A 13,618-nucleotide genomic window follows, 5' to 3' on the forward strand; every position below is an offset into this window, starting at 1 on the left:
TCCCGTTCTTTAGGAAAGCGTATGGACCAGTCAGTCGCAGCGAAAGAGCAACCCCGCTACATCAAGCTCAACGAGCGCGACAATGTTGCGATCGTCGTCAATGATTTTGGGCTTCCCGCCGGCTCCCGCTTTGCCTGCGGGCTGACGCTGCGCGCTTTCGTGCCGCAGGGGCACAAGACCGCGCTGGTCGACATCGCACTGGACGCACCGATCATCCGCTACGGCGAGGTGATCGGCTACGCCCTGTCGCCGATCCTGGCCGGCGAATGGGTGGATGAGGCCCGCATTCGCATGCCGGAAGCCCCTGCCCTCGACAAGCTCGAAATTTCGACCGCCGTGCCCGCGCCGTTGCCGCCGCTCGAAGGTTTCACCTTTGAGGGCTTTCGCAATCCCGACGGCTCGGTCGGCACCAAGAACATCCTCGGCATCTCCTCCTCCGTGCAATGCGTCAAGGGCACGATGGAATACGCGGTGAAACGCATCCGCGCCGAGCTGTTGCCGAAGTACCCGAACGTCGACGACGTCGTCCCCCTCACCCACGCCTATGGCTGTGGCGTCGCCATCACCGCGCCCGACGCGGTGGTGCCGATCCGCACGCTGCAGAACATCGCGCTCAATCCGAATTTCGGCGGCGAGATTCTGGTCGTCGGGCTTGGCTGCGAGAAGCTCGCGCCGGAGCGGCTGGTGCCGGAAGGCGTCAGCGATGCGATCGTGCGCATGCAGGACGAGGCCTTCGACGGCTTTGGCGCGATCGTCGATGCGATCATGACCCAGGCCGAGGCACGGCTGAAGGTGCTCAACACCCGCAAGCGCGAGACCTGCCCGGCCTCCGACCTCGTGATCGGCCTGCAATGCGGCGGCAGCGACGCGTTCTCCGGCGTCACCGCCAATCCCGCCGTCGGCTTCGCCGCGGACCTGTTGGTGCGTGCCGGTGCCACCGTGATGTTCTCGGAAGTCACCGAAGTGCGCGACGCCATCCAGCTGCTCACGCGACGCGCCATCAACGAGGACGTCGGCCGCGCGCTGGTGCGCGAGATGGCCTGGTACGATTCTTATCTTGCCCGCGGCGGCGCCGATCGCAGCGCCAACACCACGCCTGGCAACAAGAAGGGCGGCCTTGCCAATATCGTCGAGAAGTCGCTGGGCTCGATCGTCAAGTCCGGGTCGTCCGCCATCACCGGCGTGCTTTCGCCCGGCGAGAAGGCGACTCAGAAAGGCATGCTATTCGCGGCTACCCCCGCCTCCGACTTCATCTGCGGCACGCTCCAGCTCGCCTCCGGCATGACGCTGCAGGTGTTCACCACCGGCCGCGGCACGCCCTACGGCCTTGCGGCCGCCCCCGTCATCAAGGTCGCAACCCGCAGCGAACTCGCGCGGCGCTGGAAGGACCTGATCGACTTCGATGCCGGCCGCATCGCCACCGGCGAGAAAACCATCGAGGAAACCGGCTGGGACCTGTTCCGCCTGATCCTCGATGTCGCCAGCGGCCGGACAAAACCGTGGTCGGATCGTTGGGGCATCCACAACGATCTCACGCTGTTCAATCCGGCGCCGGTGACCTGAAGAAAGCGATCCACGAAACGATCTTGAAACTGAACCCTGAAGCGTTTCGTCTTCCTTTTACCGCCGCTACACATCGAAGACTTACCGCGTTCACGTCATGCTGCCCGGCATGAAGCAGCGCACGCGCGGATGGCCGTCGATATAGTGCTTCCACACCATGGTGCGGCCGATCTTGTTCGGCACGGTGATCACCGCGCCGTCGGGCACCACGACCCATTCGTTGTCGATGCGCACGCGGTAGTGGCCGCGATCGGACTCCCAATCGACGTCGGCGATGACGTAGCCGTCAGCGTCGGTGCAGCATTGTCCGAACTCGCTGTGCAGGCTTTCGAACCACGGTTTTAGCGGCGAGTTGGCGTAGCGCCCGTCGTCGCGCGCCAGCGCCGATGCGGCCAGCAGCGTCATCAGACCCAGCAGCGGGGCCGCACGCGATATTGCAGATCTCATGTCGTCTCCGCGGATCGAAATCATCGCCGCGAGGGACAACGCCCGCCGTCCGCCGTCCGCGGCTCGGCGAAAGGCGTGAAGGACAGCGACTCACCCCCAACAGCTTTGCGGAGGCTATGCAATTCCAGCGCCAGCACGCATTCCGGGGAACTACTGGCGGAGGGCGGAAGGATCGACGCCTTGCGGCGGATACGCACCATCATCGGGCTCGCCGAAGGCGAGACCCGGTGGCGGGCCGACGACGCCAGTGAATGGGAAAGCAGCTGGGATGATACCCAGCGTGAAGCGCCCTTACTGCTTGGGCGCCGGCGCCATCATCGCGCCGCCCTTCTTCGCCGCAGGGGCCGCCGGCTTCGCGGCGGCGGCCTGCGCAGGGAGATATTTTGCCACGATGGCAGGATCGATCTGCGCGATGTTGGCATCCGGCAGCCGCGTCCAGGTCTCGTCCTTGCCGAGCAGCGCGATGCCAAGATAGCCGCGCAGCGTCAGGGTCTGGCCGTCTGGACTGATCTTCATGTTGGCCTTCCAAATCTGGCCGTCGCGCGGATTGAGCACGTTGCCGCCTTCGTACTTCAAGCCTTCGCGCTTCATGTTGCGGACGAAGGAGATGCCGAGCACCGGCGCGTTCTTGCGGTCGTCCGTGCACTTGGAGCAGACCTCGTTCGGATCGTCGCCGGGCCGCGGGAAGGTCTTCGCGATCACGCCTTCGAAGACGCCGTTGCGGTCAATGAAGAGAAACCATCCGACCGTCTTGCCGTCTTCGATCTTCTGCCAGAGCCCCGCCGCCGTAGGCTCGGCGGTCTGTGCCGCAGACGGTGTCACCGCAAGAAGCGACAACGCGAGCGCGAGGAAGGGGAGCAGCCGAGAGCTGGAAAGAAGATTCTGCATTAGATCACCTTGCTATGCCAATCACTTGCTAGCCAGGACTGGATGGCCACAGACTACGGCGATTTCGCGAACGGCTCCAGCACCAGAAATATGGGGCATGGCCTTCCGGCCCCAACCGCTCAGTTGACCCCGAGCTTCTTTTGCAGACTGGAGGACGAGGTCGTGTACTGGAACACCAGCCGCTTCTCCGGATAGACGTAGCGATGGGCTTTTTGCGACATCAGCGCGCCCTCATGGAAGCCGCACAGGATCAGCTTGATCTTGCCGGGATAGGTGTTGATGTCGCCGATTGCGAAGATGCCTGATACGTTGGTCTCGAACGCCGATGTCTCGACCGGCACCAGATTGTTCTCCAGCGCAATGCCCCAGTTCGCGACCGGGCCGAGCTTCATGGTCAGGCCGAAGAAGGGCAGCATGGTGTCGCAGGCAATTTCAGTCATGGTGTTGTCGTTGCCCTTGATGGTGGCACCGGAGAGCTTGCCATCAATGCCGGAGAGCGCCGTGACCTGGCCGAGCCGCAGATCCATCTTGCCCCCTGCGACCAGCGCGCGCATCTGCTCGACGCTGTGGGGCGCGGCGCGAAACTCATCGCGCCGGTGCAGCAGCGTGATGCGCTTGGCAAGTGGATGCAGATTGAGTGTCCAGTCCAGCGCGGAATCGCCGCCGCCGACGATCAGCACGCTCTTGTCACGAAACGTCTCCATCTTGCGCACGGCGTAGTGCACTGAAGTGCCTTCATAGGCCTCGATCCCCGGGACCGGCGGGCGCTTGGGCTGGAACGAGCCGCCGCCGGCCGCGATCACCACCACCTTGCATTCGAACACCTTGCCGGCATCGGTGGTGCAGCGGAATGCAGGATCGCCGATCTTCTCCACGGTCTCGACCATCTCGCCGAGATGGAAGGTCGGATGGAACGGCTTGATCTGCTGCATCAGCGCCTCGGTCAGCCCCTGGCCCGAGACCTGGGGAATGCCGGGAATGTCGTAAATCGGCTTTTCCGGATAGAGCTCGGCGCATTGGCCGCCGACCTTGTCCAGAATGTCGACGAAATGCGCCTTCATGTCGAGAAGGCCAAGCTCGAAGGCGGCGAACAGACCGCACGGGCCGGCGCCAATAATCAGCACATCGGTTTTGATCACGTCGCTCATGTCGTCTCTTTTATCGGTCGTTATCGGTTGGACGGCGCCCCTTGGGCCGAGGGTGACCCTGCCTGTCTAGCCAACGGGGATGGATCAGGGAAGGCATAAAAGCGGCAGCGCCCCGCAGCCGCACCCTCTTGCCGGGTCAAACTAACTGGGCTGTAACGAGCAAGGATATGACGGAGATCAATCGGTGAACGCACCAAGCCACCTCGATACGACGCCCCGCCTGGAAGACTACCCATATCGCCTCAGCGACAACGTGCGCTTCGGCGATCTCGATCCCAACCAGCACGTCAACAACGCCGTCTACGCCACCTATTTCGAGACCGGCCGTGTCACGCTGATGAAGCTCCCGGAATATGGGCTGACGCCGCCGGGGCTTGCCTGGATCATGGTGCGGCTCGACATCCATTTCCGCGCCGAGCTGCACTGGCCGAACACGATCGAGCTGGGCCTTGGCGTGGTGAAGCTCGGACGAACGTCGGTGACCTTCGAGCAAGTCGTATTCTCGCAAGGAAAGTGCATCGCGTCGGCGAATTCGGTCGGCGTGATGATCGACGAAGCGTCGCGGCGGCCGACGCCGCTCACAGCGGAAGTGATCGCAAAGCTGAGACCCTGGCACAAGCGCGGCATCGAGGTCGCGCCGCCGAGGACATAGTTACCTAATCGAGTGGATCAGGCCTGGCGTTCCGGCGTCGCGACGACGAGCCCGTCGAGCTCATCGGAGACCTTGATCTGGCAGGACAGGCGCGAGTTCGGGCGCACGTCGAAGCCGAAGTCGAGCATGTCCTCTTCCATCGGCGTCGGGTTGCCGACCTTCTCGCGCCAGGCTTCGTCGACATAGACATGGCAGGTCGCGCAGGCACAAGCGCCGCCGCATTCGGCCTCGATGCCGGGAATGCTGTTGCGGATGGCGGCTTCCATCACGGTTGCGCCGTTCTCGATTTCCACCGTGCGGGTTTCGCCCTTGTGGTCGACAAAGTGAATCTTGGCCATGTGTGCTCGTGCTGCCGCGGTGCTTGGAATGAAGGAGGGGTCCCGGCCTGTCCTATAACGGGTCGGTCAGCCCGGCGCCATAGCGTTTTCGGCGCGAGGTGAATCCCGCTTCGCGGGAAGAACACGCGTCAAAACAAAAGAGTAGAACCCGGTTCTGACAGTCCGCGCCTTAAGGCTTCAGCATCGCCTCGATGGCGGCGCGAGCCTCGGTTACCGCCTCTTTCAAGACGGCAAGGGCGTGGGGCCGACCATGACCGGTCCGGATCGCGGTCTCCAGGCTGCCTGCGGCATCGGCCACGGCAAAGGCGCCGATCCCGCGTGCCGAGCCCTTGAGCTTGTGGGCCAGTGCACCGGCCTCGGCCGGCAGCGCCGTCATCGCCGCAACCAGGCGGACTGCCTGCTCGGCAAACATCGCCAGCACTTCCCGTTCCAGCTCGGCATCGCCGAGCGTCATGCGGGCGAGGTGATCGAGGTCGAGCGGACTGTCGATGGGTGCAAGCGGGGGCGAGGGCATCCAGTCCATCCGTTGCAGTTCAGGCGTCATGACCAGGGCCCCGGCAGCGCGCGATCGTCCCGCCGGTCCGGCGGTCAGGTTCCTCCTACCCAAGCATGAAAATGGTTAACGAAATGTTTGGGCCGTTTTACGCAATTCCGCCGATTTGTTGACGAAAAGTTGCCGCAATCGGCCGAGTTCGGTGGAGAATTGCATTTAGTGCTAAGGCGTTACGGCGCGATCCTGTTAACGATGATTAACATTGTCTTAATCGCAGCCATTTCATTCGCGACGCTCTGCCAATAGGATGTTGCAGAAATTGGCGGACAAGCCGTCCGGGTGGGGACGGCTCGGAGATCCGCGCAAGCGGCATGATCCGGTCTGTGGGCTTGCGTATCGCGCAGGGCTCGCGGGGGGACGCGTACAAGTAACGAGGGCTCGGACTGAACATGGCGAACACTCCGAAAAAGGCCAAAGACCCCACAGAAGTTGCGCTTTCTGCGATCCAGGAAGCCCTGAACATCAGTGACACCGCTGCGGATACCAGCCGCAACGCGGCGATGCGCAACGAGACGGTGCCTCCGGTGGGGCCGCCCGCGCCTCCGGTCTTCGACGAGCCGAGCTTCGAGCCGCGCCCCGCCGCCAACGAACGAGCAACCGCGTTCGACCCGATCGAGGAGCCGCGCACCTCGCGCCGCGCAGCCAATGACGACCGTGAGACCATCGGCCAGTTGCTCCAGGCGCTTCAGAGGGGCCGCCCTGCCCGCAGCGTCTACACCTTCGCCACCATCTTCGCCGGCGTCTGGCTCGCCGCCTGCGCCGCGCTGACATTCGGCTTCCTGCCCTCGATCCAGGCCGCCATGGGCCAGAGCGGTGGCGTGCTCGTCATTGCCGGCCTGATCGCGATGTTCTTCGCGCCGATCATGCTGTTCTACTTCCTGGCGAGCCTCGTTTGGCGCGGCCAGGAAATGCGCATGATCGCGCAGGCGATGGCGCAGGTCGCGATCCGCTTCTCCGAGCCGGAAGGCTCGGCCTCCGATTCCATGGTCACCGTCGGCCAGGCCATCCGCCGTGAGGTCGCAGCGATGGGCGACGGCATCGAGCGCGCCATTGCGCGCGCCGGCGAGCTTGAGACGCTGGTCGCCAACGAGGTCGCGGCGCTCGAGCGGGCCTATTCCGACAACGAGGTGCGCATCCGCGCCCTGCTCCAGGACATCGCGCATCAGCGCGACAACCTGGTCGGCCAGGCCGAGCAGGTCCGCAGCGCCATCTCCGGGGTGCAGATCGACCTGCGCCACGACATCGCACTGATCTCGGACGCGATCGCCTCGCGCGTCGACGAGGTCGCCAAGTCCATCACCGGCGCGCTGGAAGAGCGCGGCGCCCACATCACCCAGGCGCTGAGCAATGCCGGCGACAACATGATCCTGGCGCTCGGTGAGCGCGGCGGCGACCTGCTCGATCGCCTCGAGGAGGCCAGCAACGAGACCACGCGCGCCGTGCTCGACGCCAGCGAGCGGCTGACCACCAGCCTCAACTTCAAGACCGGCCACGTCCACGACGAATTCGTCGATCTCGCCGACCGCGTCCACGAGATGCTGAACGAGCGCATCGACCGTATCACCGGCGAGTTCGAGCAGCGCTCCGCCGCGATCGTCGACGGCATCTCCGCGCGCACCGAGCAGGTGCATGATTCCCTGAAGAATTCGTCGGACTCGCTGCTGCTCGAGCTCGAGCTGCGTTCCAACGACATCTCTGCCAAGATCGACGACGCCGGCAACCGGCTCGCCGGCCAGATCATGACGAGCGGCGACAAGGCGAGCGAGGCGCTGGACGCCACCGTCAACAGCCTGGTCGCCAAGGTCGTCAGCCAGACCGAGACTGCGCACGACTCGCTGTCGCTCCAGATGAGCGCCTTCGACGAGCTCGTCAGGAACCAGGGCACCGAGCTGGTCGAGAAGTTCGCCCGCGACTCCGGCACGCTCGGCGCGCTGATCACGCGCCACATCTCCGAGTTCGACCGCACCGTGAAGACCTTCGGCGGAGAGATCGTCGAGCGCATGGGCCAGCGCACGCAGGACATCGCCGAGACGTTGAAGACCTATGTCGACAATTTCGACACCCGCTTCACGTCTAACGGCGGCCAGATCACGGCCGTGCTTGACCAGCGGCTGGTGCAATTCGAGACCACGGTCGGGGAACGCGTCAGCAACCTCGACGCCTCGCTCGACGGCAAGATCGCCAGCCTCGACGGCACGATCGAAGGCCACATCAGGACCTTCGACCAGCAGCTCGTCGGCCGCGTCGCCGCGCTCGAACAGTCGTTCGACACCCGCGCCAGGTCCATGACCGAAACCATCGACGGACGCATCAATACGCTGGCAACGTCGCTGAGCGAGGGCGCCGCGCAGGCGATCCAGTCAATCGATACCCGCCTCACCTACCTCACGACGTCGCTGACCGGCGGCGCATCGGAGGCCATCGAAACCATTGACGCGCGCCTTAACCACCTCACCACCTCTCTGACCGACGGCGCATCGCAGACCATCCAGTTGATCGACACGAGGCTAACGCATCTCACGACGACGCTGACGGGCGGCGCGTCGCAGGCGCTCGAATCCATCGACTCCCGCCTCACTTACCTGACCTCCGCGGTGACGAACGGCGCCTCGCAGGCCGTGCAGTCGATCGACACGCGCCTCACGCTGCTGACCTCGACCCTCACGGACGGCACCGCGCAGGCGATCGAGGCCGTCGACCGCCGCATCACCGGCGTCACCGAGGTCATCGACGGCCGCACCGCGCATCTGTCCGACACGGTCACGGCGCGCTTCCAGGAGATCCACCACGCCATCGAGACCAAGGTCGGCTCGGTCGCGAGCGACATCGACGTGCGCGTGGCGCAGTTCGAGGACCTGCTCGGCTCGCGCGTCGAGGCGGTCGCCGGCCGCATCGAGAGCAGCGGACGCCAGGCCAGCGAGGACATGATGTCCCGCGCCGAGATGATCTCGACCGCGATCCGCTCGCACGTCGAGGACGCCGAACGCTCGCTCACCAACCTCGTCGTCAACACCAGCGAGACCATCCAGACCGGCGCGCGCACCGCTCAGCAGTCGCTGCTGACGGTCTCCTCCGACGTCAACGCCCAGCTCAAGATGACCTCGTCCGAGGTCGAGCGCGCGCTGACCGCCGTCGGCACCGGTGCTGCGAACTCGATCCTGACCAGCGCCCGCGAGGCGCAGTCGACCCTGGTCGCCGCATCGGGCGATGCCTCCAACCAGATCAAGGGGCTCGCGGCCGACGTCGAACGCACGTTGTCCGCAGCGGGCTCGGCGACCGCGGCCTCGATCCTGGCCGGCGCCCGCGAGGTGCAGACCACGCTCGTCACCGCCTCTTCGGATGCGGCCAACCATGTCAAGACGCTCACCGCCGACGTGCAGCGTTCGCTGTCGCTGGCCGGCACCACCACAGCGGAGTCGATCGTCGCCGGCGCCCGCGATGCGCAGGGCGCGCTGATCGCGGCTTCGACCGAGACCGCCAACCAGATCAAGGCGCTGTCTTCCGATGTGCAGCGCTCGCTCTCGATGGCGGGCACCTCGACCGCCGAGACCATCATGAGCGGCGCCCGCGAGGCCCAGAGCACGCTGGTCACGGCGTCCTCGGATGCGGCGAGCCAGGTCAAGTCGCTCGCGGCCGAAGTGCATCGTTCGCTCTCGCAGGTCGGCCAGTCGACCGCCGAGACGATCACCACCAGCGCCCGCGACGCCCAGAGCACCCTGCTCACGGTCTCGGCCGAGCAGACCAGCCAGGTGCGTTCGCTCGCGGCCGAGATGCAGCGCGCGCTGGCAACCGCCGGCGGCGCCACCATCGAAGCGCTCACCAGCGGTATCCGCGAGGCCCAGGGCACGCTGATCTCCGCCTCGACCGACGCGGCGAGCCAGATCAAGTCGCTGACCACGGATATCGAGCGCACGCTGACCGCGGTCGGCGCCGACACCGCCTCGACGATCCTCAACAGCGCGCGTGAGGCGCAGACCTCGCTGACCTCGACCTCGGCGGATGCCGCGAGCCAGATCCGCACGATCTCGACCGAGATCGAGCGTACACTGAGCGCAGCCGCCGCGAACGCGACCAACGACATCCAGACCAGCGCGCTTAGCGCCCAGAACGCGCTGATATCCGCCTCTAACGAGGCCAGCTCGCGGGTCAAGTCGAGTTCGGCCGACGTCGAGCGCTCGGTGCTCGCCGCCAGCAGCAGCTTCGGCCAGGCCATGACCGGTAAGACCGACGAGATCGTCACCTATGTGCAGCAGCAGGCCGACCGTCTGTCGAACATGATCGACGCCAAGCGCGGCGCCCTGGTCGACGCGATCGGCTCCCAGACCAACCAGCTCACGCTCGACATTGACCGCGTCACCTCCGACGCGCTGAAGTCGATCGAGACGCGCGGCCAGGCATTCTCGCAGACTATGATGGGCAACGGCTCGGAAGTCGCCCGCGCCATCAATACGGCGAGCGAGATCGCCACCGGCGCGGTCGGCAAGTCGCTCAAGGACCTCGAGCAGGCCTCGCGCTCGGCGATCGACCAGTCGCGCCAGGTCTCGATCGCGGCCGTGACCGAGATGCAGGAGACCAGCAAGATCCTACGCACCGACACGGTGGCGCTGTTCGAGCGGCTGCGCGAAGGCAACATCCTGCTTCAGGAGGTGCTGACCGGTGCGCACGACAACCTCAACTCGCTCGAGCGGGCGCTGGTGACGCGCGTCGCCGACTTCGTCTCGGCGATGAACGACGTCACCTCGCGCAACGGCGCCGCGACGCAGAACCTGGAAGACCAGCTCAACGTCTTCAACAGCAAGACCACGAAGGCGCTCCAGGACCTCGGCGAGCTGTCGACCCAATTCGACAAGCATGGCAAGGCGCTTGTCGAGGCCGCGCAGGTCGTCGAGCAGAGTAACAAGAACACCACCGCCTCGCTCGCCGAGCGCAAGCAGGCGCTGGAATCGCTCGTCACCACAATCGACCTGCGTACGGCCGATCTCGACCAGCGCCTGTCGCGCTTCACCGGCCTGCTCGATGAATCGCTGGCCGCAGCCGAAGAGCGTGCCCGCGACATCGCCCGCGTCGTCGCCGAGACCGCCGGCGCAGGCTCTGCCGCAATCACCCGCCAGTTCGAGGCGGTGCGCGCGGCGTCCGAAGAGGAGCACCGCCAGACCATCGAAGCCATGCACGACATCTACCGCCAGACCACCGACGAGGCGGATGCGATGTTCAAGCAGTCGACCGAGCGCTTCAGCAATCTGGTCGCAAGCATGAAGCAGATGGCGCTCGAGATGCACAACGAGCTCGAATCCACCCGTAACGAGCTGCGCCGCGGCGTGCTCGAGATGCCGCAGGAGGCTGCCGAAAGCACCGCGCAAATGCGCAAGGTGATCGTCGACCAGATCGAGGCGCTCGCCGAGCTCAACCGCATCGTAGCCCAGCATGGCCGCGGCCTCGACGTCACCACGACGAGCCGCGGCAGCGTGCAGCGCCAGGAAGAGCCGGCGGTGCTGGCCGCAGTCGCAGGCCGCGCCACCGAGACCCGCATGCGCGACACCGGCAGCGCCTCGACGCTGCCGCCGCCGGATCTCGGCATGCCGGCTGCGCGCCGCACCGAAGCGCCGTCGGTCGCGCCTGCCGGCAACGACCAGGGCCGCGACGGCTGGCTGTCGGACCTGCTCAACCGCGCCGACACGGGTCCTGCCGCCTCGGCCGGCCGTGAGGCTCCCCGCGGCCGCGCGGCACCCGCTCCGCAGCCGCAGGCGCTGCAAGGTGGTGGCAATCCGCTGGAATCGTTGTCGCTCGACATCGGCCGGCTGATGGACCGCAACCTCGCCGCCGAGATGTGGGACCGCTACCAGCGCGGCGAGAACAAGGCCTTCACCAAGCGCCTCTACACGCCCGCCGGCCAGAAGGCCTTCGACGAGGTCGCCCGCAAGTATCGCGCCGACCGCAACTTCAAGGGCACGGTCGACCGCTACATCGCGGAGTTCGAGCGCCTGCTCGACGAAGTCGCCCGCGACGGCCGCGGCCCGCAGGAGCTGCGCAGCCACCTGACCTCGGAGACGGGGCTGGTCTACACGCTGCTGGCCCACGCGGCGGGACGGCTCGGGTGAGCGGCTCGTAGCGTTACCGATTAGCGGATGAAAACGGAGGCCTCACGGCCTCCGTTTTGGTTTTGGGCGGCATCCTCGCTGTCGTGCCCCGGACGCAGCGCAGCGCCCCTTCGGCGGTGCGCTGCAGAGCCGGGGCCAATGTCGCACATCACACCGTGTTGCCTTCTGGGTCCTGGCTCTGCGCAGCAACGCTAAGGGCGTTGCAGCGCGTCCGGGACACGAGACCTGGCGCTCACAATACGATGGTGAGCGACACGCGAACACCTCGCCAACTATCGTCTGCGCTCGCTCGCCGCCGGCTTTGGCGGCTCGGGCGGCGGGGCGGGTTGCGATGAGTTGCTGGCGCCGAACAGGACGCGGGTCGGGTTGCGGTCGAAATTGTTCACGGCGCGACTGATGTCGCCGAGAGTGCGGCGGCCATCGCTCATCAGCGCGCCGGAGCGCTTATCGAAATCCTCGGCCAGTTCGCGGATCGACTTCACCGCCTGGAACAGCTCGCCGCCGTCCTTGCCGCCGGCCAGCGTGTTGAGGCCGAGCATGAGATTGTCGGCCTTGAGCATCACGCCGTCGACCTTGGCCATCACGCCATCGATCTTCTCGGAGTTGCGAGCGAGCGAGTTGGTGAAGGTCTCCAAATTCTTCAGCGAGTTCTTCACCGATTCCTGATTGTCGGCGACGATCTTGTTGATGTTCTGGAGCGTGCCGCGGATCGCCTCGGTGACGTCCTGGAGCTTGTTGGGATCCGCCGTCAGCGTCGGGATGCCGTCCTGGTCGAGCGGCGGCGGGGCCGCGGCCTCGTCGCCGCCCTTGAGCGAGATTGCGGCGACGCCGGTGAGGCCCTGGAATTCGAGCCCGACCAGGGTGTCCTTGCGGATCGGGGCGTTGTTCTCGATCATGGCGAGTGCGACGACCCGCCGCGGGTTGTCCAGCTTCACCGAGACCACCTCACCCACCCGAATTCCGTTGAAATTGACGCTGCCGCCGTTGCGCAACCCCGCCGCGGGGCCCTCGAACACGACGCGCAGGGGGCTGCGCTGCTTGGTGGTGTGCAGCGACTGAAACCACAGCACGAAGCCGAACGCAGCGGCGATCACCGCCAGCGTGAACGACCCGATCAGCACGTAATTTGCGCGCGTTTCCATCAGCTACTCCGGCACCTCAGCCCATCACCGCGCGGGCGCGCTTGCCATGGAAATATTGTCTCAGCCAGGGATGCTGCGAGGCCTGCATGTCGGCGATCGACCCTGCTGCAATGATCTTACCGTTCCCTAAAACGGCGATGCGGTCACATGCTGTGTAAAGGCTATCGAGGTCGTGCGTTACCATGAAAACTGTCAGCCCCAAAGTGCGCTGGAGCGTCCTGACCAGCTCGTCGAAATCGCCGGCGCCGATCGGATCGAGGCCCGAGGTCGGCTCGTCCAGGAAGACGAGATCCGGATCCAGGGACAGCGCACGGGCGAGCGCCACGCGCTTGATCATGCCGCCGGAGAGCTCGGACGGGAAGCGCTCGGCAACTTCCGGCTTGAGACCGACCATGGTCAGCTTGGCCATGGTGATCTCGTCCATCAGCCGCTGCGACACGCGCAAATATTCGCGCATCGGAAACTGGATGTTCTGCCGCACCGTGAGCGAGGAGAACAGCGCGCCCTGCTGAAACAGCACGCCCCACCGCCGCTCGACATTTCGCCGCTGCGACGTGCTGGAGGAATCGAGGTCGACGCCGAACACCTCGATCGAGCCTGCGACCTTCGGCACGAGGCCGATGATGGTGCGCGTCAGCACCGATTTGCCGGCGCCCGAGGGACCGACGAAGCCCAGGATCTCGCCGCGCTTGACGTCGAGGTTGAGGCCGTCGAGCACGCGCGTTGCGCCGAACTGCACGGTGACGTCGCGGACGCGGATAATGGGATTTTGAATTTCGCCTGCCATCG

At 65.6% G+C, this 13,618-nt stretch carries 10 protein-coding genes; 3 read left to right on the forward strand and 7 right to left on the reverse strand.

Going from position 1 to position 13,618, the window contains the following annotated elements; genetic code table 11:
- Positions 1–21 precede the first annotated feature (21 nt).
- Positions 22–1,563: a galactarate dehydratase gene (gene garD / locus IVA96_RS33560; protein ID WP_247421928.1), complete on the forward strand. Its 1,542-nt coding sequence runs from the start codon at positions 22–24 to the stop codon at positions 1,561–1,563.
- A 90-nt stretch (positions 1,564–1,653) separates the two neighbouring features.
- On the opposite strand, the gene IVA96_RS33565 is transcribed toward garD, so the two are convergent.
- The 3 genes from IVA96_RS33565 to IVA96_RS33575 all read right to left on the reverse strand — a co-directional run bounded on the left by IVA96_RS33565 (position 1,654) and on the right by IVA96_RS33575 (position 4,046).
- Positions 1,654–2,010, reverse strand: a complete 357-nt coding sequence (locus IVA96_RS33565) for a hypothetical protein (RefSeq protein ID WP_247421930.1) — start codon at positions 2,008–2,010, stop codon at positions 1,654–1,656.
- A gap of 291 nt (positions 2,011–2,301) precedes the next feature.
- Complete coding sequence (locus IVA96_RS33570; protein ID WP_247421932.1) at positions 2,302–2,898, reverse strand: DUF2147 domain-containing protein; 597 nt, start codon at positions 2,896–2,898, stop codon at positions 2,302–2,304.
- A gap of 119 nt (positions 2,899–3,017) precedes the next feature.
- A complete protein-coding gene (locus IVA96_RS33575; protein ID WP_247421934.1) occupies positions 3,018–4,046 on the reverse strand; it encodes an NAD(P)/FAD-dependent oxidoreductase in 1,029 nt (342 codons plus the stop codon).
- 184 nt (positions 4,047–4,230) lie between these two features.
- Between IVA96_RS33575 and IVA96_RS33580 the strand changes: the two genes are divergently transcribed.
- Positions 4,231–4,698, forward strand: a complete 468-nt coding sequence (locus IVA96_RS33580; protein WP_247421937.1) for a thioesterase family protein — start codon at positions 4,231–4,233, stop codon at positions 4,696–4,698.
- Between the two features lie 17 nt (positions 4,699–4,715).
- Here the strand turns inward: IVA96_RS33580 and IVA96_RS33585 are convergent, their stop codons facing one another.
- Both IVA96_RS33585 and IVA96_RS33590 read right to left on the reverse strand, forming a co-directional pair.
- Positions 4,716–5,036 carry a 2Fe-2S iron-sulfur cluster-binding protein gene (locus IVA96_RS33585; protein ID WP_247278705.1) on the reverse strand — a complete coding sequence of 107 codons (321 nt, stop codon included), beginning with the start codon at positions 5,034–5,036 and terminating at the stop codon, positions 4,716–4,718.
- A gap of 169 nt (positions 5,037–5,205) precedes the next feature.
- A complete protein-coding gene (locus tag IVA96_RS33590) occupies positions 5,206–5,580 on the reverse strand; it encodes an Hpt domain-containing protein (RefSeq protein WP_247421940.1) in 375 nt (124 codons plus the stop codon).
- Positions 5,581–5,978: 398 nt separating this feature from the next.
- On the opposite strand from IVA96_RS33590, the gene IVA96_RS33595 reads away from it, so the two are divergent.
- Entirely contained in the window at positions 5,979–11,687 is a 5,709-nt protein-coding gene (locus IVA96_RS33595; RefSeq protein ID WP_247421943.1) for an apolipoprotein A1/A4/E family protein, read from the forward strand.
- Positions 11,688–11,959: 272 nt separating this feature from the next.
- Here IVA96_RS33595 and IVA96_RS33600 read toward each other — a convergent pair whose 3' ends face one another.
- Together IVA96_RS33600 and IVA96_RS33605 are read right to left on the reverse strand one after the other, a co-directional pair.
- Positions 11,960–12,829: an MlaD family protein gene (locus IVA96_RS33600; protein ID WP_247421946.1), complete on the reverse strand. Its 870-nt coding sequence runs from the start codon at positions 12,827–12,829 to the stop codon at positions 11,960–11,962.
- Between the two features lie 16 nt (positions 12,830–12,845).
- The gene (locus IVA96_RS33605) at positions 12,846–13,616 is read right to left on the reverse strand and encodes an ABC transporter ATP-binding protein (protein ID WP_247421949.1); all 771 of its coding nucleotides are present in this window, start codon (positions 13,614–13,616) and stop codon (positions 12,846–12,848) included.
- Between the last annotated feature and the right edge of the window lie 2 nt (positions 13,617–13,618).

The sequence above is a fragment of the Bradyrhizobium sp. 159 genome (genome assembly GCF_023073795.1).
GTDB lineage: Bacteria > Pseudomonadota > Alphaproteobacteria > Rhizobiales > Xanthobacteraceae > Bradyrhizobium.